Genomic DNA, 24,668 nt, shown 5'->3' with positions numbered 1-24,668 from the left:
GGATGCTCTCCAATACAAATAGCCCTTTTTTCTAGAATTGTGACGTTGCGGCTACTTCATTCATTGCCTGCTCGTCTGTTGAATGTGTTCGCGGCTGAAAGGGAAGGGTAGCCGGGCTCATTGATTTCTCAGCTCGATCCCCAGCTCGCTTCAGCAGTTGTTCCTGCGCGTGCATTTTCTGCATGCCTTTGGCGGCCTTCTTGCGGTACGTGCCGTCAGGCTGCAAGAATCGACTTTTCGCTTGATCTGCCAAATAGCAATGAAGGATTTGAATAATCTGCTGCTTCAGCTCCGAATGCTCAATTGGGAACATGGCCTCGACACGGCGATCGAGGTTGCGCGGCATCCAGTCCGCACTGCTCAGCAGTACCTTGTTCTTGCCGCCATGCTCGAAGTAGAAGATGCGGGTATGCTCCAGAAATCGCCCAACTATGCTTCGTACCGTTATATTCTCACTCATATTCGGTACACCTGGGCGGAGGCAGCATACGCCTCGTACGATGAGCTCAATGCGTACGCTGGCTTTCGAAGCTTTATACAGCAGTGAAATGAGCTTTTCATCCACCAGCGCATTCATTTTGAGAATGATGTGCGCTTTGCGGCCTTTCCGCGCAGCCTCAATCTCATATTCGATATATTGCTCCAGCTTATGGCGCAAAAATAAAGGAGCAACGCATAATTGATTTAAGCTGGATGGCACGGTGAAGCCAGAGAGCATATTGAACAGCACTGAGGCGTCGCTGCCAATCTGGGGATTGACGGTCAGCAGCCCCATATCCGTGTACAGCTTGGCTGTCACATCATTATAATTGCCCGTGCCCAGATGAACGTATCTGCGGATACCGTCCTCTTCGCGTCGAACGATGAGCAGTGTTTTCAAGTGGGTCTTCAATCCTATCAATCCATAGATAACATGGCAGCCGGCTTGCTCCAGCCGCTTCGCCCAGTGAATATTGTTCTCCTCATCGAAGCGGGCCTTCAGCTCCACGAGTACCGTAACCTGTTTTTTATTCTCTGCAGCTGCGATTAAAGCTTCAATGATCGGGGAATTGCCAGATACCCGATACAGCGTTTGCTTAATGGCCAATACGTCTTGATCCTGTGCGGCTGCTCTTACAAGCTGAACGACAGTATCGAAGCTGTCGAAGGGATGATGCAGCAGACGATCTTGATGACGAATCCAGGTGAATACATCCTCCCCGTCCTGAAGGGGCTGATGCGGATGATGGCTTGGATAGAGAAGCCCTGGCTTCTGAACGAGCTGGATCAGCTTGAACAGGAATGTATAGTCGATAGGGCCGGCGATTTCGTATACGCCGCCGAGCGGCTGGTCTTCTCCATCCTGTGTGATCATTTGAAGCAGTTCATGACTAATGCCTTCCTCCGCCTCAATCCGAACCACATTCCCCCATTTCCGCATTTTGAGCGATTCCTCAATCTCCTTGAGCAGATCCTCTGCGCCTTCCTCATCTATGTCCAGATCCGCGTTGCGCGTTATGCGGTAAGCCTTCATATCGACAATGTCATAGCCATGGAACAAGATGTCCATATGCAGCTTGATGACGTCTTCGAGCAGGATGAACTCCTGCTTGTCCGTGCCTGTCGGTAGCCGTACGAGTCTAGGCAATACTTCAGGCACTGCTACTGTCGCGAACACATCTTCCTCCTCGTCCTTATTGCGGACGATCAATCCAATATTCAAGCTCTTGTTCTGGATGAGCGGGAACGGCCGGCTTTGATCCACGACCATCGGAGTGAGCACAGGGAACAACTGCTCCATAAAGTAGCTGCGAAGATAGTGCTTCTCATTCATCGACAATCGATGCGGCCGCTTGATTACAATGTTGTGCTGGCGCAGCTTCCTCCGAAGCTGACCGTATATGTAGGCTTGCTTCTCGACCATTGCGGCAGCGCCAGACTTGATGCCTTCGAGCGTATCATGCGGTGTGCAGCCTGATCGGTCACGCTTGTCATAACCTGCGATCATTTGATCAATGACGGACGCAGCACGCACCATGAACAATTCGTCCATATTGGAGCTGCTTATGGCTAGGAATTTCAGCCTTTCTAACAACGGGTTCGATTTGTCATACGCTTCTTCAAGAACTCTTCGATGAAAAGCCAATAGGCTCCATTCGCGGTTAATAAATGATCGAGCCATCACGAAACCTCTCCTTTTCTACACAATGAACGATTGCAGCTCAGCATGATATGGTCATTGGGGGAGATGAGAGGGATGCTATCCTTTTAGTAGGATCGGATACCCGCTCACTTGCTCGAAGAATGAGCTTTCATGTTGGAAGGCCCACCGTTCCAGCTCCAAGCTGCCCTCATAGGTAGGAATCATCGTAATGTAAGTGCCTTTTTTTATATGGATGGTGAAATCTTTAACTTTCTGCTGGTGGGCAATATCAAGCGCATCGGCCAGCTTGAGGATAGAGGTGAGCTTGGACAGTACCAACTGCTCCTGTTCACTCATATCCGATCTTAGAGGCACTTGAGCACTGCGCGGATGGTATAGTGCCATACTTGCGACAAGCTCCTTGTCCTTCTCAGACAGACCCAGCCAGTCCATCGCTTTAATCATATGGTAGGAATTGGCGGCATGGCCTTCCTGGGATATGGTCTTGCCGATATCATGCAAGATAGCGGCAAGCTCCAAGCATAGTTTGCGAGATGGATCCATGCGAAATAAGCTGTTCAAGCGATCAAAGAGCTTGCTAGCGAGTCTTCGAACCTGTCTGGAGTGCTCCATATCAAGCTGAACGCGTTCGGCAGCATGGAAGGCGGACGCCGTCATATCTTCGATATACAACGCTTGCAGCGAAGCAGACTGATCATGTGCTGAGAGTGACATCTCATGAAGGACGCCGTGCCGTAAGGAGACATCCGGCAGAAGCAATCGCTCTGCTGCCGTTGCTTTGAGCAGCTCTGACATAATAATAGCTGTTGGGATGAGCTGAGAGGCGCGTTCTTCATCAATATGGAATTTGTGCGATAGCTCTGCAGTGCCTGCTTGCATCCATTCGAACAAATGGCGCTGGAGTGTTGTTCTTGCGATGGATCGCAGTGGTAAGCTGCCGACTGAGCTTGTCCCTCGCTCTCCATATTTGTTCGCCAAGGTGGAGGCTTCTCCGCCGAGGACAATTAGATGATTGATGGTATAGGAAGACATACGGCGACGCAGCATGTCCAGTTGACTTTCAATATATTGCTGAAGAACGTTGGAATAATGCAGCGACTCGCCCCGCAAGGACTCAAGCACTTCCTTCAGCTTCAAAATACCGATGCGAACATATTCGGAAAATTGCAATCTTCCAGATGCATATACGCTTAGCTGGACACCGGCGCTGCCAATTTCGACGACCAGCAGTCCTTCTTCACGCAGCTGCGGCATTTGTTCAACGCCGATATTCAGTCCGACATAGGTCAAATATCGTTCGACAGAGCTATCAACCAGCTCGATGTCCATGTCCGTGTAACGGCGAAGGTTATCTAGAAAGTACCCGCGATTGCTTGCCTCTCTAACCCCGCTCGTCGCACAGGCGCGATACGTTTTCACTTTGTAATCTTTCATGAGCTGCGACATTTGCTTCATCGCGCGGCATACTTCGAACGTGGCTTTAGAATGGATCTGACCATGGGTGAAGGTGTCGTCGCCGATCGGGGATGTAAGCTTAACATCCTCAAGAATGCGAAGCTGCCCTGGTTCGGCAAGCTCGGCAATAAGCATTTTAATTGCATTCGAACCAATGTCGATGCCTGCGGCAATAAGCGGTTTGTCCATAATATCCCCTGTCTTTCGTTACAAGTGAATGAAATAGACGGCATGTATGCCTTCACACCTATATCGCTCGCGATTTACGGGCAGGAATGAACACAGCTTATGGTGTGAATACTGCTTCCAATAGACTGGGCATTGCTGTCTACTGCTAGAGTAATGGATTTGACAGGTACAGGTCATAGATTTACAAAAGATTAACATTATGTTACGCGCTTTCGGATGGAGTTTTCATACAGGGCATGGCAAAATGAAAAGATATTGCAAGCATTTCAAGAGATATCACTCTTTTTTTTGAAATGTAAGCAATGATAGGCTCAGCAGGCTGTTCTTCGCGGACGTAGGTGGATGATGGATGCTGTGCACACAACGTATTGCGATGAGTAAGGAAGGAGAGTATGCCATATGATGCGACCTAAGAAGCCGCTAGAAACCAAGGTTCCGACACAGAATCGCCATCAGGGCATTGTAGATATCGGTTCCAATTCGGTACGTCTTATGATTGCGGAAATTCGCGAGGATCTGACATTTCAAATTGTAGACCAATGGAAGGAAGTCGTTCGTCTTGGTGATGAGTACGATGAAGATGGAGCGATTCCGGAATATAAAATTGATAAATTAATTTCAACGCTCCTATTATTTAAGCAGTTGTGCAGCCGTTATGAGTCATGTGAGATCATCGCGGTTGCCACGGCTGCACTGCGCAAAGCGACGAACCGGGCATTAATCCTAAGCCGCATTCTAGGTGCAACACAATTGTCTGTGCGAGTAATTAGCGGAGAGTCGGAGGCTTATTTGGACTATCTGGCAGTCGTATCGACCATGAATGTCAAGGATGCGCTGCTGGTCGACATCGGAGGCGGCTCCTTGGAGATGGTGCTCATTCAGGATCGGACCTTGAAGGAGAGCATCAGCATTCCGATTGGTGCGCTAACGCTGGCAGGCCAATATCATGTCAGAGAGGCGCTTGAAGTAGAGGAGGGGCAGCGGCTTGCTGCCGATATGGGGAAGCTTCTGGGGCAGATTGAGTGGCTGCAGCAAGCAGAGGGATATCCGCTTATTGGTGTGGGCGGAACGATACGGACAATTGCGAAGATGGATAAGGCTCAGGCCAAGGTTCCACTTGCTTCGCTCCATCATTACGTGCTGAGCCGGGAACATGTTGAACAGTGGTATGAGAAGCTGAGACCGTTGTCGCTGGAGGAAAGAGAGAAGATTCAAGGGTTATCCAAGGAGCGGGCGGACATTTTTATGGGAGCCTTTACGTTCATTACGTATGTGATGGAACGATTGGATATGCCTATATTGACGGTAAGCGCCAAGGGTGTTCGGGAAGGTGTTCTATTCGATTTGCTTCAGGGGGAAGGGCTGATGATCGATGATCCTCTGTCTTTGTCCATCTCGAATATGATGCGGCGGTTTCGGTTGCAGCGAGATCATGCCAAGCGAGTCCATGTCCTATTCAATCGACTGGTGGAAGATATGGGAGCACTAATGGAACTGGGAGGGGACTGGTCGCAGATCATGCACACGAGCGCGATGCTGCATGATTGTGGAGTCGTCATTTCTCCGCTTGAACGAGAACGGCATGCGCTATATATGCTGCTCCATTCAGATTTATATGGTCTGACTCCTCGCGAGCTCGTGCTCAGTGCGTTCATCGCCTCAGCTGATCAGAAGCTGAAGGCAGGCGAAGCATGGAGTGAATATGAGGCGCTATTCCTTCCCGGAGACAAAGAAGGTGTGCGTACACTTAGCCTATTGCTGCGGCTTGCGATAAGCTTCAATCGCGGAGCAGCCTCAGATGTAGAATTGGTGGCCTGTGATATTGAAGAGCAGGAGGTCGTATTTCACGTGCGCGCCTCGACACCGCCACTGCTTGAAGTATCGGAAGCCTATGCGGTTCGCACGGCATTCCGCAAGCGTTTCAAGCGGGATCTTGTCATTGTCGCGAATGTTACGCAATCACGATAACGAATGGAAAAGGCTCTCTGAGGCAGAGGACATCGCTGTTCTGCTTCAGAGAGCCTTGTTATTTACGCATCCCAAATTGGGTCTTCGATGATGATGGGTCGATCCTGCTCCAGAGGAAGACCAGTCTCGTAAGAACGGTTGCCAATTGCTGCTCGAAGAGTCTCATACGCGTTAGCAACTGTACGCGGATCTTGATTCGCTTCCTCCTTGATGTTCCAGTAGGCGGCGGCAGCCGATACAGCACGCGCCGCATCTTCACGGGCTTCTTCCCACATATCCCATATACTCGTGGATCGAATTTCTCCTGTACCCGTCGGATCTGGCCATGGTCTTCGTGCTTCATTCAACACATCATAGGCTGGTGGTGTCCGCTTGTAAACAAACGGTTCGATTTGTTTGAATGTCAGAAGCTGCTTCATCCCGGACGGGTCATGGAATAACTTCTGTGCGCGCACCATAGCTCGATTGGCGTCGTTCCAATAGCGTGTATCCACTCGGTTGGACAGTTCAGGGTAATATCGGCCCGTTAAGGCATGCAGTGCACTGACCATTGCTTTCGGGAACTGTCCGCCCGTATCGATTTCTTTCCATACCGGTGTATTCCATGTCGCGATATTGCGCTTGGAGCGCAGCACGTGGGTATCCATCAGCACCTCGAACCGCTGGTGATCCCATTTGCGGAATCCTGAACGCACGAATACATAAGGATGCATGTTCCGATCAAGGATATGATGCAGCAGAAATCCGAGGGCGTATACGCGAGAGAGCATATCTCCTTTGGGTATGGAATCGATCAAGTCGAGCAGGAATGGACCGCATTGCTTATTGTGCATGGCGCTTCCAAGCTCGTTCATTATTTTATTGCGCTGCCATGGCAGGAATTGATGATAGAATAGAAAATCCGGCCCCTGGCACCCCATATTGAACATGCGCTTCTGGGAGTCGGGCGATATCCAATGGGCGATGCCAGCATTGTCAAGCGCCTCTTGGCCGAATAGTAAATGTGTCCATACGTTGGGCATTGTTCCCCTCCTCGTTACGGAGCATCTCTTATGCAGCTGCATGAGAAGCTGCCGCAATTGAGATGCCTATCTACCAGTTCACCTGAAATAAAGAAGAATGTCAATCCTTTGTGAGTATGAAATGGGAGCTCCTTTGCTATCTTGATGTGGAACATTTTTGTGCAACATGATAAAGTTTCTTGATCTGTCTAGCAAGATGAAGCGTTTGCATGTACACTGTAAGGAGCCACGGGGGACAAGCCCACAATGGGCCTGCCGAAGTGTGACAAGAGAGAGATAATTACATCATGTGGAGAACAGGTGGAGGATAATAACATGGAACAATTTCGTTTGCCTAAAATCGATGTACCTGCATTTGACTTGCCAAAAGCAGTCGTCCGCGTTATGGAAGAAGCGGAACAGAAGCTGGCGCATCGTCCTAAGTTGTTGAAGCTGTTCAAGAACTGCTTCCCGAACACGTTGGAAACAACGACAAAATTGCTAGATGACGGGACAACATTCGTCTTGACAGGGGATATTCCCGCAATGTGGCTGCGCGACTCGGTGGAACAGGTGATTCATTACGTTCCTTTCGCGAAGGATGACAAGGACTTGCAGCGCATTATCGGTGGTTTGATCAAGCGTCACATGTTCTATATTAATATTGACCCATATGCAAATGCGTTCAACGAGACTGCGAATGACTGGCACTGGGATGCGAATGACCAGACTGAGATGTCCCCATGGGTATGGGAACGCAAGTACGAGCTGGATTCGATGTGCTTCTCGATTCGCCTCGCATATATGTATTGGAAAGAGACAGGACGTACCGATATTTTCGATACGAACTTCAAGTCCGCAATGCGCAAAATTGTGGATGTGTGGAAGACAGAACAGCATCACTTCGAACAATCGCAATACCGCTTCACACGTGTGAACTGTCCAGCGATTGATACAATCCGCAACGAGGGCAAGGGAATGCCTGTAAATTACACAGGAATGACTTGGTCCGGATTCCGTCCAAGTGATGATGCATGCGACTTCCACTACAGCATTCCTTCTAATATGTTCGCGGTTGTCAGCTTGCGTCAAATGCAGGAAATTGCAAAGTACGGCTTCCGTGACGAAGAGTTCGTTAGCGAAATGGCGAAGCTGGAAGAGGAAATCAATCACGGCATCCAGTTGTACGGGGTTCACAACCATCCGACATACGGCAAGATTTATGTGTATGAAACAGATGGCTTCGGCAACTACTGCCTCTTGGATGATGCAGGAACGCCAAGCTTGCTGTCCATCCCTTATATTGGATATGCGGATGCAAGTGACCCGATTTATGAAAATACGCGTAAATTTATTTTGAGCAAAGAAAATCCGTACTACTTCGAAGGCAAGGTTGCCAAAGGAATCGGCAGCCCGCATACGCCAGACGGCTATGTATGGCACATGGCGTTGTCCATGCAAGGATTAACGGCAGCAAGCGATGAAGAAATGCTCGCAATGATTGATATGCTGGAAGCAACAGATGCGGATACAGGCTTCATGCATGAGGGCTTCCTCGCGGATGATCCGAATGTATTTACACGTCCATGGTTCGCTTGGTCGAACAGTCTGTTCTCGCAGCTTGTGTGGAAGGCCATGCATCGCGGGCTGTTGGATAAATAAAGGTAGATCAATCACGAAGTGCGAAGATGAGAAGCAGCCGTCCATCTCCCTAGGGAGGTGGACGGCTTTGTTGTTGAGTTTAGGAAGCTTGCTTATCGTAGATTTACAGCAGATTGGAAGAAGTGCTCCATGTATTGTCATAGACGAGCTGGCTCAATACTTTCCGCTTCTCCCAGTTGTAGGCTTCGAGCAGCGGCCGCTCCGGATAATCCTCTGTATAACCAATAGAGATAAGGGCTGTGGGATCAATATGAAGCGGGATGTTCAGAATCCGCCGGATATCCGGCTTCTTATAGAAGCTAACCCAGCCCATTGCCAAACCCTCAGCGTAAGCGGCGAGCCACATATTTTGAATTGCGCAGCTGACAGACATAATGTCGGTCTCGGGAATGGAGTTGCGACCGAGAACATGGTCGCCGCCACGCGAAGGATCGCATGTAATGCAAATCGTAACAGGGGCCTCCAGAATGCCTTGAATTTTAATCTCCATAAACTTGGTGTCGCGATCTGTGCCTTCATAGTGAATCGCCAGCGCACGACGCTCGCGATCTACCACTTCTGCCAACTTCGCCTTGGTCTCCGCGTCTTTGATGACGATAAAGTTCCACGGCTGCATAAAGCCCACCGATGGCCCGTGATGGGCAGCCTCCAGCAGTTTGACCAGCAGCTCATCAGACACGGGCTGTTGAAGGAATGTACGAATATCGCGGCGATTGTATATCGCCTTGTAAACGCCTTCTTTTTCTTGTTCGGTTAGTTTATTCATTGTCATGAGTTACACTCCTTTTTCTTGTATTTCAAAGGCATGTCATACTATTGACTGTTTCCCTCATATGTTTATTATAACGTACAAGTTATTCATGCTGCGAATCGGGGTAAGGTATGAAGGGATCTCTTGTTGGGAAAGAAAAAGGGCCTGCCCTACATACATGTGGCAAGACCCTGCAGCAATCGTAATAGGTAATATTACAGATGATAGTAAATAATTGGCTTAAGTATTAGATAAAACAATTAGAACATTTTTTATATAGGATCAAGCATGTTTTTCGTTATGAATGTTTTGTTGCGGGTGTTTTCCCACTAGGTGGTGGTGTCACAGACTCCTTGCCAGAACTGTGTTCTGATCCTGGTTGATGAGCAGGCTGCTCTTTTTTAACTTCAGATAGAGACTGAACAGCATCTGCCACTAGGGCGGCATATGCTTTGGCGCCCTTAGGTACGAGATGAGTGCCATCCAGCTCGAAATAATCGTCATGGTCTACACTGGCGTTGTACCAATCGACCAATGTTATGTTGGGATGGGCATCAGCCGTTTTTGCTAACAACGCATTGACCTTGCTCTCCCATTTCTCGGGCATGCGCGTATTGACGAAAATAATATGCTCAACATCAGAAAGGGATTCGATCAGTTTGTTTAACTGCTTTTCACCAAATATGCCGTTTGTTCCAAGTGCGATGATGACATATCTGCCGAGCTTGCCGTTCTGCTTCAACCCCTGAATAATATCGCTGGCTGCGGACATCTGCCTTCCAATCTTCGCATCGACAACAGTACCAGGGAGTTGCTTGCTCAGATAGGGAGCAACATCGAGCATGACTGAATCACCAATTGCAGAAATAGACCAGTTCTGCTTCTTGTCGGATGCGCGGTCTGTGTGAGACGGCTGATTCGGCTGTTGTGTTTGCTTGCTTTTAGGCTGCCCGCCTCCCTTGGCAGTTGAGCTAGATTCTAACGGGTCATCGGCACCTGAACTGCCGGGCTTCTTGATGGGATCAGAAGCAGCATCAGAGCGCTTCGGCTTCTTAGGTGTCGTATCCTTAACTACATGGGAGCCGATATGTTCGGTTTGGTGAGCCTTAGATGCGGCTCCTTGATTGTCTTTCGTGATGACAAGCTGATTGCTTGCATCAGGTTCTCCTGATTTTACTTGGGCGGCATCCACTAATGAACGACCGCTCATGCCAGCGTAGAACAGAGTAAGCAGCAGGACACAGCAGGCAGAAATGGACCAGTACTTCCATGACAGCCGATGCCAAGAATAGGGATCGCGTAGCTTGAGCCATAGATAAGAAAGACAGCCGCGCTGGATCGGCTGTTCGATATACTTCCACGACAAGGCGGCGAGCAGCACGCTCGCGGTGACCTGCAGCATGGCGCGCGTCCCATCAAATCCACTCGTATTGACTTCAGGATTAGTGAGAATTATGACCGGATAATGCCACAAATAAATGCCATATGATCGCTTGCCGATCCATACGAGCGGCCCCCAGCTGAGCAGCTTACTCAAGCGGCTTGCTGGATGTGCAAGCGCCGCAATCGTAAGTGCGCTCACAATAGAGAGCAGCACGAATCCCCCTTGATATAGAAAATCATCGTATTCACTTACTTCTACAATCATATAGAGCATAGCGCCTAATCCGAGAGCCCCTATTAGATCAAGGCTTAAGCCTGCCTTATGATCTGTGTTTGAGACAAGACGTCTGCTGGGCCATACGACTGCAAGTGCAGCTCCAATGAGAAGAGCGAATACCCGCGTGTCTGTACCGTAATATACACGGCTTGGATCAGTGCCTGGCTCATACAGCCATGCCATTGCCAATGCAGAAACCGCTGCTGCCGCTGCAATTCCGAGCAGAAGCTGACCTCGCCTTGGTGCAAGCTTTAATCCAATCATGAGTAGTACAGGCCACACCAGATAGAATTGACCTTCAACGGCAAGAGACCATAAATGAAGGTAGGGTGAGGGCGAACCAAAGCTGTCAAAGTAAGAAACATTGTGAAAAATGAGATACCAGTTGTTCCCGTACACGAAGGTTGACCATATATCTCCTCGTAGTTTGGTCAAGCGCGCAGGATCGAAAATGGTTAGCCAAGCAACGCTGAACAGCAGCATAACGAGAATGGCGGGAACTAGCCTGCGCACTCTGTGTACCCAGAACGTATACAGATCAATTGCACCTCGCTGCTGCCTTGTGGCCAGCAGTAAATCCGTTACAAGGTAACCGGACAAGACGAAGAAAATGCCGACACCTAAAAAGCCTCCTTGAGCCCAGCCAAGATTCAGGTGATAGGCGATGACGGCCAGAACAGCAATTGCTCTCAGGCCATCCAGGGCGGGCATGTAGCGTCTATTGTTGCGTCGAAGCTCATGCATATTGGACGCCCCCTATATGTGGTGTGACCACGACGAATAACCGTACTACTGAATCGTTATTCGGATGAAGTCTCATGCATAACCATTTCATTGTAGTCTTGATGTCCTTTCTTGAGATGTAGGGGAACATGATTGATTTGGATAATAAACTGGTAAAGGTTTCAGGTGAGTCCTGCTTGCGTTGAACCGTGTTCGTAGCGAAGAGGATGAAGGGGTGTGAGTGTCAGATATTCTCTTACTCGTTCCTTGTGCCTATATCTCCTAACCGTGTATACAAATATCAAAGTTCGAATAACCTCTCTTACTATATCGAAAAAGCACATATGTACTCGTTACAGATCTATTACATATTTTATTCAATTTTGTAATTTTTCGGATTCATGGTAAGGTTACAGCAATCTGTCCCAACACTTGTTACGCAAGCTAGTGACTAGAGTTGTTGCAAGCGACAGTGGAAATGTTTTCAATGTCTGTTCCGGTCAATGGATCCGGTATGCATTTACGATAATTCAAGCTTCAGGGGCCTTACATGTACTCGATCACATCACAGAAGCTTTTATGGATAAAATTATGTCTTTGACACACGAGAGAGGATCCGATGTAATCATCGAATTTTTGGCGAATGTGAATTTGGAGACTGATCTAGAAATAATCGCACCTTATGGCCGCATCGGCGTAGTTGGTAACCGGGGCAGTTTGGAAAGATCATATTATCCATTGATTAAGGATCAAATAATCCGAAGAGAAGGCAGACTACCTACTAATAGAAAAGAGCTGTTTCTGCAGCAGGCAATGCAAAGAAGAAAAAAAGGAGAAAAATGTCGAATTAAACCCAAAGAAGTAGTTCTTTATACTCAAAAACTTAATCTGGATATGTTTTTCTTGTGAAAATGATAAATCATATAGTGCTTGGCTGAACCGTTTTCAGTATAATAGGCATAGAAAAGTGGAAGTATAGGACGTTCGGAATATGTCGAATATACTCCATTAATGTCGGAAAGGGGAAAAGATAGCTGAGATGAGAGCCGAATGGATTCAACCTTTTTTGCAATCGGCAAGCACAGTTATTGAACAAATTGTGCAAGTCCGTCCCAGTCGGGGAGAGCTTCAAATGTTAAGTTGGAGCGGTACGCATGATTTTCGCATCCAGGTCGGTCTGACGGGGCAGTTGTCCGGACAGGTGGCATTTGGCTTGAACGAAGACGTGGCGTTGAAAATGGCATCGGCTATGATGGGGGGATCTCCTCTTGCATCCCTTGATGCTATCGGTGAGAGCGCCATTTCAGAGCTAGGCAACATGATTAGTGGCAACGCAACGTCACTGATGTACAATCAGGGAATCAGCGTTGATATAACACCTCCCCAGCTGCTCATATCGGCTGATCATCCTGGTCCTATTCAAGAGGTCTTGGCTGTACCGTTATTATTGGATGGAATCGGTCGATTTGATGTACTTATGCATATCGGCTAAAGTGATAGAGTCGACGTTGTATCCTAATGCGGCGACGCAGTTCTGACCAACTGCACCTGCTTTGTACATAAGTGAGACATGGTGCGGATTGGAGGGTAAAGGAGTAAATCAATGGAACTGAAGGGCAAGATTGTGCTTATCACTGGAGCCTCGAGCGGAATTGGGGCTTGGACAGCTCAAGCAGCTGCTGCGAAGGGAGCCGTTCCGATCTTAACGGCGCGCTCCATAGAGAAGTTGGAAGTCGCGGCTGTCTCGATGACGCCTTCACCTGCCGTCTATACGATGGATGTAACGAAGGATGAGGATGTGACGCGCGGAATTTCTACTGTGATGGAGAAGTATGGGCGTATCGATATCTTGGTGAATAATGCAGGTTTCGGCTTGTTTGAACGGACTGTAGATATGCCATCCTCGCAGTTCGCCGCGATGATGGATGTGAATTACATGGGAACGGTGCGCTGCACGAAGGCGGTCCTGCCTCATATGCTGGCCCGGGGAGAAGGGCATATCATCAATGTAGCTTCTATGGCAGGCAAGGTTGGGTCTCCGAAGTCTGCTGGCTATACGGCAACGAAGCACGCGGTGCTGGGCTTTACGAATGCACTGCGCATGGAGCTGGCAGGGACAGGTGTTGCTGTATCCGCAGTGAATCCAGGACCTGTGAATACACCATTCTTCGAGCAGGCGGATCCAAGCGGACAATATGTAAATAATATTCGTTGGTTCATGATGGAGCCAGAGAAGGTTGCGCGGCATATTGTTCGGGTGATGGAGACCCGCAAGCAGGAAGTAGATCTGCCGTGGATTGGTGCGCTCGGAGGGCGGCTGTATGGGTTGTTTCCGAGAATATCGAACCGGATTGCGGCTAAAATGCTGAATAAGAAATAAACATGTGGATGTTGTTAGGATAGGCAACCATTGGCGATTCCGATGGTTGGCATGGCGAAGTCCGCCCACTCCTGTTCGATTGGGATCAGGAGAAGGCGGACTTTTTGTGTGCTGAGCACGATTGGCATGCTTCAAATACTACTCGTCTTACTGCTCGTCGCCTTCATTGGCACGGTGAGCCTCATTCATTTGCTTAATTTCCTCGAACAGTGCACGAACGGCCGCCTTGCCCTCTGGATTGGCATTGTTCCAATGACGGGTTAAGTTGGGCATTGTTTTGTGCATATGATTATAGAGCGCCCACATTTTCACTTTTTCTACCGTTGCAGTGTCAGTGTGTCCGGTAAGCAAATCGGCATATTTCTCCAGAAGCGCATCGAATGAAGCGGATAGGTTGTCGGTCATTTGCAGATACCTCCTTACTTTTTTGGATGTGCATGTTTAGGCTATCATAACGAGCAATCATTTGGAAAGTTGGAGTGAAGACTTCTTTTCGATATAATGGGTACAGCGAACAATGGGAAGGTATGTTCATTTGTCATGAATCAGCGCCTTCCATAGAGAGGAACGATACAAGTTGAGTACAACATTTGACACATTTGCAATACGAGAAGAGCTGAAGCTTCGGCTGGAGGCCAGACATATTACGGAGCCATCACCCGTGCAGGCTGCGGCAATTCCTGCTGCATTGGAAGGACGCGACGTCCTTGCACAATCACAGACGGGTACGGGCAAGACGATTGCGTATTTGCTTCCTGTCCTAACCCGGATTCAGCAAGATGCACGATCAACACAGGCCGTGATTATAGCGCCTACCCAAGAACTTGCGATGCAAATTGTTCGGGAAGCGGAATATTACAGTGAGGGCAGCAGCATTCAAATTGCGTCGCTGATAGGCGGTGCGGCATTGAAGCGCCAGGTAGAGAAGCTGAAGCTTCACCCGCAGCTTGTCATTGGTACTCCGGGCCGGATTCATGAATTGATTGAGATGCGCAAGCTGAAGATGCACGAGGTGCGCACCATCGTCGTGGACGAGGTCGATCATGTACTGCAGAAGGGCGGTGCGAGCGATACTGATTCGATTATGCGCAGCGCGCTGCGTGATCGTCAGCTCCTGTTCTTCTCCGCTACCCTGCCTGCTGAGGTGAAGGCTCTTGCGGAACGCTGGATGCAAGATCCCGTTAACATTGGCATTGAGCCGGAGAAGCGGATAGCGGATACGATTGAGCATCTTGTATTTGTATGCGAGGAGCGCGATAAGATTGATATGCTGCGTCGTCTCGTTCGTCATTGGAATCCCAAGCAGGCAATCGTATTCATCAATGACTCATCTGAGATTGCTGAATGGGAGCAGAAGCTGGGCTATGCGAACTTGTCAGTTGCTTCGTTATACGGAGATGCGCCGAAGCAGGAGCGGGTGAATGTCCTGCGCCGCTTCCGTGAGGGACAGTTCCAGTTGCTGTTAGCTACAGATGTAGCTGCACGTGGATTAGATATACCGGATCTGCCGTATATCTTCAGTGCTCAGCCTGCATTGAATGCGGAACATTATGTTCATCGTGCAGGGCGAACAGGTCGCATGGGACGTCAAGGTGTGTCCGTCAACCTGATCTCTCATCGTGAGCAGTTCATTATGCGTAAATTCGAACGTGAGCTCGGAATCGTTATCCATGAGCGCGACTTCTATAACGGTCGCATCTTCGAGCCGAATGATGCATCACGTCGTCCGAAGACGAAGCCAGCTGCCAATCATCAGCCGAGCAAGTCGTCGGCTGGGTATCGCCCGCCGTCAAAGGACAAGCGTTCTGGCAAGGACAAGGATAAAGGCGCACCTAAATGGCTGAAAGAGAAGAAGCGCCAGTAATAATAGCAATGGAATGAACTCGAACGAGGAACCGCCGCAGATAATGGATCTGCGGCGGTTTTTTTTTGCGTAATCACTATCTATCTCATATTCATTTATTTCGGGCATTGGCACTTCTGCCATTCGCATAGGGATTTTTCCATATTTATCGATAACCATTGCTCTCATATCCTAATTCCTCTCATATCCTAATTCCTCCATATAACTCTATATTATATTTCTAATCATCTACGAATGAACGTCTAGTGTTTGCCATTGGAAAATTCAAGATACAACATATACGAGTCTTCACTTGTATCTTCGACTTAGGGTGAATCTATGACGAGCACAAAAAAGATGGAGAAAACATGGAACAATTCTTGAATCCAAGAAACCAAATGGCTGGTAATATCGTCTAATTAGATAGGGGTATGTACAAATGAGCATATATCTTGTTTCTTGTGCGAAAAATAGGAAGGGGAGAATGAGTTGGCGTCAAAGTGGAAAATAGGGGTGCTGCTGCTTACGGTAGTAGCTTTAATGAGTGGCTGTCTCGGGGAAAAACCGGTGCTAGAGCAGCTGGAAGAAGGGAAAGGTAAGATTAAGGTCGTTAGTTATAACGAGGAATCTTTCTATAGTGAGTATGGAAATTATTTCAATATTAAATACCCGGATATCGAATTTGAAGTCGTTAGCTATCAAGAACTGTATGCCAACAATCAGGATGGCGAACCATTTGATTATGATGAAGAAATGGAAAAGTTCATAGAAAAAAATAAGCCGGATGTGCTTCTCTTAAACGATAAGCTGTTCGAAAAGTATGCGCAAAGTGGAAAGCTGTATGGTCTTGATCAAATTATTAGCCAAGAAAAATTTGATTTGGAAGGCTACATGCCAGGCCTAATTGATATGATCCGCTCCAAGGGGAACGGTACTCTATATGGATTGGCGCCGTCCTTCTATACGAATGTACTGTACTATAATCGAGATCTATTTAAGGAGCATAATGTAGAGCCGCCGAGCAACAAGATGAGCTGGCAGGAGATTATCGACTTGTCCAAGCGATTTACTTCTATCGGTTCGGGAGACAATCAAGTCTATGGATATTATCAACCCTATGGAGACTTACGATCTGCCGTGAATCAAATCGTCTCATCCTCTGCATTGAATCTATTCGATACGAAGGGCGAGAAGCTGCTTATTAATTCGGATGGATGGAAGAAGGCAATTAAGATGGCAACAGATGCCGTGCGCGACAAATCGATTGGCATTCCATCTTCCGAGCAAAGAAGTATGTCGGATGATCCGTTCTTCCAGGGTAAGGCGGCGATGGTAACGGAGGGGACTTGGTTTGCACAGCAACTCAGGGATCGCCCTCGTTATGATAAGAAGGTAAAAGAAATCAATTGGGACATCGTAACAGCACCAATCGATCCTTCGAGTCCTGACGAATCAAGTAATGTGGGCTTATCTGATATTTATGGGGTTGCAGCTGATTCCCCAAATAAGCGTGCGGCCTGGGAATTCGTCAAGTTCATAAATGGGCCTGAAATGGCGAAGGCTTCTGCACGTTCCATGACTGGCCGTATTCCAACACGTAAGGACTATTTCAAGGAGATTGATGGCCGCAGCACAGAGCCATTTTACCTATTGAAACCTAAATTGGGTGCATCCTCATCAGGCTTTTGGAATAGTAAAATTCCAGAGAAATTCCATGAGGGCTTCATGCCATTAGTAAATACGTCGCTACAAGCGGTAGTCGATAATAAGAAGACGGTGGATGAAGCTGTAGCTGAATTGGAAACGAAGGGGCAGCAAATGCTTAATAAAGCGAATGAAGAACAAAAGGCCAAATCAAAAGATAAAAAACAATAGAATCTGAATCAAGATTCATTACAGATCCATCATAGAACCTTCTATGGTGGATTTTTTTATTGACTTATAGATCGGATGGAAGTAGCGGGGAAAATTGATTTCTTTCACATAAAATCAATTCTATTGTTGAATGATGGAAAAATGATCTATATACTTATTGTTGATATTTGGAAAAATAGGAAGGAGAGTTGTGTGTGAAGACGAAATGGAAGCTCGTCATATTTCTACTAACGATTACTTCTATGTTAAGCGGGTGTCTCGGAGAGAAGCCCGTGTTGGAGCAGCTTGATGAGGGAAAAGGCAAAATTAAGGTTCTCTACTATAACGAGGAATCATTCTATCAACAGTATGGCAATTATTTTAATGTGAAATTTCCGGATATTGAATTCGAGGTTGTGAACTCAGAAGATATGTACGCAAATCGGAAGGATAATGAGCCGTTTGATTATGAAGCAGAAATGAAAAAGTTTCTTGATAAGCATAAGCCTGACGTCTTGTTCTTGAATGACACCATGTATGAAACCTATGCGAAGGACGGGAAGTTGTACAACATAGAGGAGATCATTGCACAGGAGAAATTTGATTTGGAAGGCTATATGCCAGGTCTTATTGATATGATTCGTGCGAAAGGGAACGGTACGTTGTATGGACTTGCTCCATCTTTCTATACGAATGTACTGTACTTCAACCGCGCTTTGTTCAAGGAGCACAATATCGAGCCCCCGCGCAATAAGATGAGCTGGCAGGAGGTCATCGATCTGTCGAAGCGCTTTACGGGTATCGGTTCAGGAGACAATCAAATCTTTGGATTGTACCAAGACTATGGAGATGTTGATCGTGTGATGGACAACATTGTCTCTACCTCTGGCTTGAAATTGGTAGACCAGAAGGGCGAGAAGCTGCTTATTAATTCGGACGGTTGGAAGAAGGCCATCACCCTTGCTACCGATGCGATACGGTCGAAGGCCGTCTATGTCCCACCACGAGATAATGGTGAGAATGGACAAATGATGCGGTTCGGTAATGATATGTTCATGAGAGGCAAGGCGGCAATGATGATTGAGAGCACGTGGTTTGCGCGTCAAATTAAGGATCGACATCGTTATGATAAGGAAGCGAAGCAAATCGATTGGGATATCGTCACGGCACCGGTAGATCCAGCAACACCTGATGAGTCTGGCAATGTGTTTTTATCTGAAATTTACGCGATATCCGCAGATTCTCCAAATAAGCGAGCGGCGTGGGAATTCGTTAAGTTCGTCAATGGTACAGAAATGGCGAAGGCTTCTTCCCGAGCGCTAAGTGGACAAATTCCGACCCGCAATCAATATTTCAAGGAAATCGACGGCAGAAGCACGGAACCGTTCTACTTGCTGAAACCGAAGTCTACCGCTGAGCGCTACAACAAAAATATTCCTATGGAATTTTACGAGCCTTATAACCAATTGCTGCGGAAAGCGTTGCAGGATATCGTCGACAACAAGAAGTCGTTAGACGAAGCGGTAGCTGAATTGGAAACAAAAGGGCAAGCCGAATTGATAAAGGCGAAAGAGGCAGAGAAGGCGCGTCTAGCGAAAGAGAAAAAAGGAGATTCGTCTTCGACGAAAACAGAGTCTACAGGCTCTACAGAATCCACTGGATCCACTAAATCAGGTGGCTAACCTGTCCGAATGATATAGATATATGACGTTACAGTACCTATTCTCCATTCCTTCTTGTGGTGAGAATAGGTACTGATCGTTTGAAGGGATGCTGTTATACTATATCTGTTGGAAAATAGAGGGTGGGAGGTCGTGTGTTGGTGAGGTGGAAATTCTGGAAGTTGAGTGCTTTACTGCTTGCAGCCATGGTGCTCGTAAGCGGTTGTCTTGGGGACAAGCCGGTGCTTGAGCCGCTAGAGGAAGGAAAGGGAAAGATTAAAGTTCTTTATTATAGTGAGGAATCATTCTATAGGCAGTATGGAAACTACTTCAATATTAAATTCCCGGATATCGAATTTGAAGTCGTTGGTATGGAAGATCTCTATTCGAGCGACGACTATCAAGAAGCACTGAAGAAAATGGTAGAGAAACATAAGCCAGACGTTATGCTTCTGAGCGAGGATATTTTTGAGACCTTTGCCGAAGATGGGAAGCTGTACGGCCTAGATGATATCATTGCACAAGAAAAGTTCGATTTAGAAGATTTTATGCCAGGCCTTATCGAGCGTATTAAAAGCAAGGGGGGCGGCAAGTTGTATGGCCTCGCTCCTTCCTTTTATACGCGAGTCTTGTATTACAATGAAGACTTATTCAAGGAGCATCATGTTGAATTGCCGAACAACAAGATGAGCTGGAAGGACGTCTTGGATTTGGCCAGACGATTCAGTGGTATTGGTTCAGGCGAGGATCAGGTCTATGGGTATTATCAGGAGTATGGGAACATGAGCAATCTGTTTCAAGATATTGTTAGCTCGTCATCTTTGAAGCAATTTGATGCGAAGGGTGAAAAGCTGCTGATTAACGCTGATGGCTGGAAACAGGCCTTTACACTGGCAACGGATGCGCTGCGAAGCAAGGCTGTATATATGCCACCTAAGGGCGAAGAAGCGCAATTTATGAATAATAACTTGTTCGTTCAAGGGAAGGCAGCAATGATGATGAGTGGTACTTGGCTCGCGCAAGAGATTGATAATCGTTCGACCTACGACAAGAAGGCGAAGAAGTTTGCCTGGAACTTCGTCACAGGTCCGATCGACCCTTCGTCTCCAGACGAATCTGCTTATGTGAATTTATCTGAAATCTATACAGTGTCTGCGGACTCAGCGAATAAGCGCGCAGCGTGGGAGTTCGTCAAGTTTGTCAACGGCAATGAAATGGCCAAGGCAGCCTCGCGTTCCATGATGGGAAGCTTGCCGACACGAATGAAGTATAAGAAGGATATTGCAGGCAAGAGCTCGGATCCGCTCTATATGCTGAAGCCAAAATCCTCCTCGGCCTATGGCTGGTGGAACAAACATGTTCCTAGCGCTTTTTATAGCACTTATGATGGTATGGTTCAGCAAGCCCTCGAAGCCGTAATTGAGAAAAAGAAATCCGTGGATGAGGCTGTTGGAGAACTGGAAACCAAGGGGCAGGCAGCGTTAACGAAAGCGCATGAAGACGAAAAAGCGCGCAAGGCTAAAGAGAAGGGCAAAGAATCAAGTTCTACTGAAAACGGAAAGTCGGGTTGATGAAATTAATAGGATTCTTGTGTGAAAAAGCCGTCTGAAAAGACGGCTTTTTATTGTTCATACAGAACGCTCTTATTGTAACAGAAATGTAAGGCCGTGATTAGAGGATATCCATTCGCTTCCTGTCAGGTTGTTCGATATAATGAGAACAGTGAGGTGAAGAGGCATGAAGCCCTTATTGAAGATTGATAGACTAACTGGCGGTTACAGTACAGGCAGACCTGTGCTGCATGATATCTCCTTGCAAGTGAATGCAGGCGAAATGGTTGGCCTCATTGGATTGAACGGCGCAGGGAAGAGTACGACGATGAAGCATATATTAGGACTACTTGAGCCGCAAGCAGGAAGCGTTGCCATACATGGGAAGACGCTGGCGGAGGATGCGGAAGCGTATCGTGCTGCTATTGCGTATGTACCGGAGTCGCCGATTCTATATGATGCGCTGACGGTGCGCGAGCATCTGGTATGGACGGCTACCGCATATGGCGTCGAACAAGGGGTATTTGAGAAGAGGGTACGGGAGCTTGCGGAAATGTTCCATATGACCGCACACCTGGATAAAGCTGCACAGCATTTATCGAAGGGGATGCGGCAGAAGACGATGCTCATGTGCGCGTTTGCTGTTCGGCCGCCTTTATATATTATTGATGAGCCTTTCCTTGGACTTGATCCGCTCGGTATTCGATCACTGCTCCAATATATGAAGCAAGTGCAGGCAGAGGGCGCATCATTGCTGGTGAGCTCTCACATTTTGTCGACGATTGAGCATTACTGTGATTCGTTCGTGCTTCTGCATCATGGTAAAGTTCTCGGAGCGGGCACGGTGCATGGAATGCACGATCAATACGAGGCCCAGTCAGGCAAGCGGGCGGAAGAGCGGCTGGAGGAGCTGTTCTATGCGTGGGTTAGCGATGAGCGCATCACTGGTTCTGTGGATGGTGTACAGCGATGACACAGACCCGAATGAAGGAGGCATCCACCGTCAATAGTCTGACAGAGGTGCTTCTACATCCTGAGGAGCTATGGGCAAGCCGCAAGCGTGAATTCTGGGGCAAGGTCATGCCTTATATGCGCTACGTCATACAAAGCGGACTCGGGGCACTCATGCTATTCGTGCTCGTGGCAGGGACGGCGTTATATGCTTCCTTTATCGAGCACATTCCGCCTACTTTTCCGATTAAGGAGGTTGCCCTGCTGCTGGTAGCGCCCGCAGTTGCCTATACGACCTATCGCACGCTGCTGCGGCCGGCCGATCTTGCCTTTCTGCTGCGCATTGAGCATCGAATGTCCGGCTATATGAAGAGAAGCGTACGCTATAGCCTATGGCCGCGAACAGTGCTCCTTATTGCTGTGTGGTGTGTATTGTGGCCGTTATACAGCCGTGCAGAGGATAACCCGAAGAACTTCATCTTTACTTTAATCCTATTGTTGATGCTCAAGGCGGTTGCTGCATTTGGCGCTTGGAAGGAGCGCCACTATAGTGACAATCGCCGTCGAATTGCTGCCCGCTACGTGCGTTATCTATGGGCTTGGGGAGCAACGGCTTGTTGGCTGTGGCTCAATATACCTGCTGCGCTTCTTGTCATCGGTGTGAGTGGGTTGGTGTACATAGGCTGGTTGGTTACAGGGAGAACGCTGCGTTTTCCATGGGAGGCGCATTTCGAAGCGGAGAAAGCACATGAGGGACGAGTTTATTTGTTTTTGAGTGGATTCGTGGATCTGCCAGCAACAGACGAACGTCGATATGCGAGACCGTGGCTCAATTTCATAGGCAATCGATTTGCATTGCGGAAGCCATTTGCCTATCGTTATTTGTTAATGAAGACGTTGGTGCGAAGTGAGCTGCTGGGCATCTTATTGAGGCTGGTCATCATTGGCGCTGTGCTTTTATATTGGACAAATGCTACAGAGTGGAGTCTCCTGCTGTATGCAGCAGTTGTATTCGTTGCAGGCACACAGATGGGGGCTGTGTTTGCCTTCCATCGACATGATGTGTGGCAGGAAGTTTACCCACTTCCCGTGCATGCACGTCATGAAGCGGCATTATATGCCAGTACCGTTGCGCATGCGCTGGCAGCCTTCGCTCTGCTGCTGCCAATTGCAGTCGGGCCATTATCGGTCTCATTCAAGCTAGCCGTGATCGGATCGGGGGTGGCTATCGTCTTGTTGACTAGATGGAAACGTTCGAAGCCGCGCAAGGATGATGAAGATTAATCGAATAGGAAGCATAAAGATTACAACATAAAGGGTTCCTAGAATAACATTTCGAAGCGTATGAACGAATTAAATAACTGCAATTGTCTATACGGGACAAGGGAGAGATGCTTTATCTGCTTCCTTGTCTTTTTTTGTCAGTATGTTTCACAAGCAGTTCATGCATATGCACTAATTCTTTATTTCGTGTCTAGTCGTACAAGCAGCGACAAGAATACGATACATTGTGACGTCATAGTTATGGTAATGGGATGGCTGAATCCGCTATCATCATCAAATATGCAGCCAATTGAATTCGGCAGGGGATGCCCGTCATGCAGATGAAGGGAGAGGTGAATGTCCGATGGAGCAAGAACGTCGTCAGCTATTGCTTGGGGCAATCATATGCAAGAGGTGCGATCGGATAATTGCCGAGCAAGATACGGAAAAAGTCATGGTGTACTATGTGGAGTGCAATAAGCGCGATTGTAGAGAGCAAACAGCAGTGATGGAGAGAGAGGTACTGTACATTGAAGCTTAGTTCGAATCAGGCGGAGCAGTGGGATAAGACGGTTGTCCAGCGTCATGGCCATTCCAACAGTACGGCTGGCATACGGATTATCGAATTGCATCAGCAGCATATTCATCATGTGGGCACATTATGGCGGGAGACGGAATACAAGAACTTCGTCCCTTATTCGCCTCAATTAGATGGCCTGCATGTTGCGCAGTGCGGCAGTTCTGCAGAAGTGCAGGCTGCTGCAGAAGCAGGGTATCACAAGTTGCTGCTGGCGCCAAGCCATAGCTTATTAATGAAGTCGGAACGTGTTCGTCTCATTCGTGAGATGCTGCTTGCTGGAACGGCGGGAGAACGTGATTCAGCGCTTCAGAAGCTGCTTCCGCTGATGACGGCCGAATATGAGCATATGTTGGCTGTCCTTCATCGACATGCTGCTATACATGGATATGTGCGTTTGCTCGATGCCCCAATTATGCAGCTGCTGCCGAGTATAGCTGATTTGGAGTTGCGAATGGGAGTAGTTCAGCGCTTTGCGGCCGATTCCGATCTATCAGTGGAACGGCACCGTCTGCATCAGCAGTGGTTGAAGCTTAAGCAATGGAAGCAGTGGCTTCATTCCGGAAACGGGGACAAATGCATGCTGTCGAGCGCAGTTGTGGAATGGATCGATATGCAGGCAGAAGCCTTGTTCCGGGCTGAGCAGCGCTTGGCGAATCAAGGGTATGATATTCAATTAACGGTGCTGCTGCCGTATGAAGCGGGGAGCTGGAAGCAGCATGTCGGCTGCGTCCGTCTGGCTGCCGAGCAAATTCTTGGTGTTCACGCCACACGTAGTTACCCGATTGTCGGGATCCGAATAGAGCATGCGGTTAACGCCTGGGAGAATATGTCACAATCTGGAAGGCTTGGTGGATTGGGCGGGCAGTTCGTCTTACCGGAAATCGATATGGACTGGGAAGAAGTTGATTTCGTTTGGATGAGTCGGGGAGGGAAGCCGACGAATGAAAACGATCATTTCTAGATGATCGTTCATAATATAGCTCGAACGGTGGAAAGGCCAGTGACGGTGTGGAAGCTGCCGGCACTGGCTTTAT

Annotated in this window: 19 protein-coding genes; 13 read left to right on the top strand and 6 right to left on the bottom strand. The window is 48.0% G+C overall.

Annotated features, from left to right (window positions below; all coding sequences use genetic code 11):
* Nucleotides 1–31: 31 nt before the first annotated feature.
* Both PBN151_RS21510 and PBN151_RS21505 read right to left on the bottom strand, forming a co-directional pair.
* Complete coding sequence (locus PBN151_RS21510) at nucleotides 32–2,161, bottom strand: RNA degradosome polyphosphate kinase (RefSeq protein ID WP_072730647.1); 2,130 nt, start codon at nucleotides 2,159–2,161, stop codon at nucleotides 32–34.
* Nucleotides 2,162–2,239: 78 nt separating this feature from the next.
* Nucleotides 2,240–3,787, bottom strand: a complete 1,548-nt coding sequence (locus PBN151_RS21505) for a Ppx/GppA phosphatase family protein (RefSeq protein WP_072730646.1) — start codon at nucleotides 3,785–3,787, stop codon at nucleotides 2,240–2,242.
* Between the two features lie 399 nt (nucleotides 3,788–4,186).
* Between PBN151_RS21505 and PBN151_RS21500 the strand changes: the two genes are divergently transcribed.
* Entirely contained in the window at nucleotides 4,187–5,755 is a 1,569-nt protein-coding gene (locus tag PBN151_RS21500; RefSeq protein ID WP_072730645.1) for a Ppx/GppA phosphatase family protein, read from the top strand.
* A gap of 62 nt (nucleotides 5,756–5,817) precedes the next feature.
* On the opposite strand, the gene PBN151_RS21495 is transcribed toward PBN151_RS21500, so the two are convergent.
* Entirely contained in the window at nucleotides 5,818–6,777 is a 960-nt protein-coding gene (locus PBN151_RS21495; protein WP_072730644.1) for a zinc dependent phospholipase C family protein, read from the bottom strand.
* Nucleotides 6,778–7,092: 315 nt separating this feature from the next.
* Here PBN151_RS21495 and PBN151_RS21490 point away from each other — a divergent pair, with 315 nt between their 5' ends.
* Nucleotides 7,093–8,418 carry a glycoside hydrolase family 125 protein gene (locus PBN151_RS21490; protein ID WP_072730643.1) on the top strand — a complete coding sequence of 442 codons (1,326 nt, stop codon included), beginning with the start codon at nucleotides 7,093–7,095 and terminating at the stop codon, nucleotides 8,416–8,418.
* 103 nt (nucleotides 8,419–8,521) lie between these two features.
* Here the strand turns inward: PBN151_RS21490 and bluB are convergent, their stop codons facing one another.
* On the bottom strand, nucleotides 8,522–9,184 hold the full coding sequence (bluB, locus tag PBN151_RS21485; RefSeq protein ID WP_072730728.1) for a 5,6-dimethylbenzimidazole synthase: 663 nt from the start codon (nucleotides 9,182–9,184) through the stop codon (nucleotides 8,522–8,524).
* 283 nt (nucleotides 9,185–9,467) lie between these two features.
* Nucleotides 9,468–11,573: an acyltransferase family protein gene (locus PBN151_RS21480; protein WP_072730642.1), complete on the bottom strand. Its 2,106-nt coding sequence runs from the start codon at nucleotides 11,571–11,573 to the stop codon at nucleotides 9,468–9,470.
* A gap of 426 nt (nucleotides 11,574–11,999) precedes the next feature.
* Here PBN151_RS21480 and PBN151_RS21475 point away from each other — a divergent pair, with 426 nt between their 5' ends.
* From PBN151_RS21475 to PBN151_RS21465, 3 genes are all read left to right on the top strand, one after another.
* On the top strand, nucleotides 12,000–12,461 hold the full coding sequence (locus PBN151_RS21475) for a zinc-binding dehydrogenase (RefSeq protein WP_227774931.1): 462 nt from the start codon (nucleotides 12,000–12,002) through the stop codon (nucleotides 12,459–12,461).
* 130 nt (nucleotides 12,462–12,591) lie between these two features.
* Nucleotides 12,592–13,044 carry a chemotaxis protein CheX gene (locus PBN151_RS21470; protein ID WP_021252682.1) on the top strand — a complete coding sequence of 151 codons (453 nt, stop codon included), beginning with the start codon at nucleotides 12,592–12,594 and terminating at the stop codon, nucleotides 13,042–13,044.
* A 111-nt stretch (nucleotides 13,045–13,155) separates the two neighbouring features.
* Nucleotides 13,156–13,932, top strand: a complete 777-nt coding sequence (locus tag PBN151_RS21465; RefSeq protein ID WP_065291526.1) for an SDR family NAD(P)-dependent oxidoreductase — start codon at nucleotides 13,156–13,158, stop codon at nucleotides 13,930–13,932.
* Nucleotides 13,933–14,079: 147 nt separating this feature from the next.
* Here the strand turns inward: PBN151_RS21465 and PBN151_RS21460 are convergent, their stop codons facing one another.
* On the bottom strand, nucleotides 14,080–14,337 hold the full coding sequence (locus PBN151_RS21460) for a DUF2573 family protein (RefSeq protein ID WP_021261954.1): 258 nt from the start codon (nucleotides 14,335–14,337) through the stop codon (nucleotides 14,080–14,082).
* 172 nt (nucleotides 14,338–14,509) lie between these two features.
* Here PBN151_RS21460 and PBN151_RS21455 point away from each other — a divergent pair, with 172 nt between their 5' ends.
* From PBN151_RS21455 to PBN151_RS21420, 8 genes are all read left to right on the top strand, one after another.
* Nucleotides 14,510–15,796 (top strand): DEAD/DEAH box helicase, encoded by a 1,287-nt coding sequence (locus PBN151_RS21455; protein ID WP_072730640.1) that lies wholly within the window; start codon nucleotides 14,510–14,512, stop codon nucleotides 15,794–15,796.
* A 468-nt stretch (nucleotides 15,797–16,264) separates the two neighbouring features.
* Nucleotides 16,265–17,650, top strand: coding sequence for an ABC transporter substrate-binding protein (locus PBN151_RS21445; RefSeq protein WP_083545268.1), 1,386 nt, complete (start codon nucleotides 16,265–16,267; stop codon nucleotides 17,648–17,650).
* 194 nt (nucleotides 17,651–17,844) lie between these two features.
* A complete protein-coding gene (locus tag PBN151_RS21440; protein ID WP_036667650.1) occupies nucleotides 17,845–19,311 on the top strand; it encodes an ABC transporter substrate-binding protein in 1,467 nt (488 codons plus the stop codon).
* 140 nt (nucleotides 19,312–19,451) lie between these two features.
* Nucleotides 19,452–20,861, top strand: a complete 1,410-nt coding sequence (locus PBN151_RS21435) for an ABC transporter substrate-binding protein (protein WP_370510445.1) — start codon at nucleotides 19,452–19,454, stop codon at nucleotides 20,859–20,861.
* Between the two features lie 166 nt (nucleotides 20,862–21,027).
* Entirely contained in the window at nucleotides 21,028–21,813 is a 786-nt protein-coding gene (locus tag PBN151_RS21430; protein WP_072730638.1) for an ABC transporter ATP-binding protein, read from the top strand.
* The gene (locus PBN151_RS21425) at nucleotides 21,810–23,075 is read left to right on the top strand and encodes an ABC transporter permease (protein WP_083545267.1); all 1,266 of its coding nucleotides are present in this window, start codon (nucleotides 21,810–21,812) and stop codon (nucleotides 23,073–23,075) included. Before PBN151_RS21430 ends, PBN151_RS21425 begins: the two co-directional genes overlap by 4 nt.
* A gap of 343 nt (nucleotides 23,076–23,418) precedes the next feature.
* Entirely contained in the window at nucleotides 23,419–23,595 is a 177-nt protein-coding gene (locus PBN151_RS30815) for a GapA-binding peptide SR1P (protein WP_090513584.1), read from the top strand.
* Nucleotides 23,585–24,595 (top strand): hypothetical protein, encoded by a 1,011-nt coding sequence (locus tag PBN151_RS21420; RefSeq protein WP_072730637.1) that lies wholly within the window; start codon nucleotides 23,585–23,587, stop codon nucleotides 24,593–24,595. The genes PBN151_RS30815 and PBN151_RS21420 overlap by 11 nt, the downstream gene beginning before the upstream one ends.
* The last annotated feature ends 73 nt before the right edge of the window (nucleotides 24,596–24,668 follow it).

The organism is Paenibacillus sp. NAIST15-1, assembly GCF_001894745.1.
Lineage (GTDB): Bacteria > Bacillota > Bacilli > Paenibacillales > Paenibacillaceae > Paenibacillus_B > Paenibacillus_B suaedae.
Note: the sequence above shows the minus strand (reverse complement) of the source record. Positions and strands in the feature narration are given on the sequence as shown.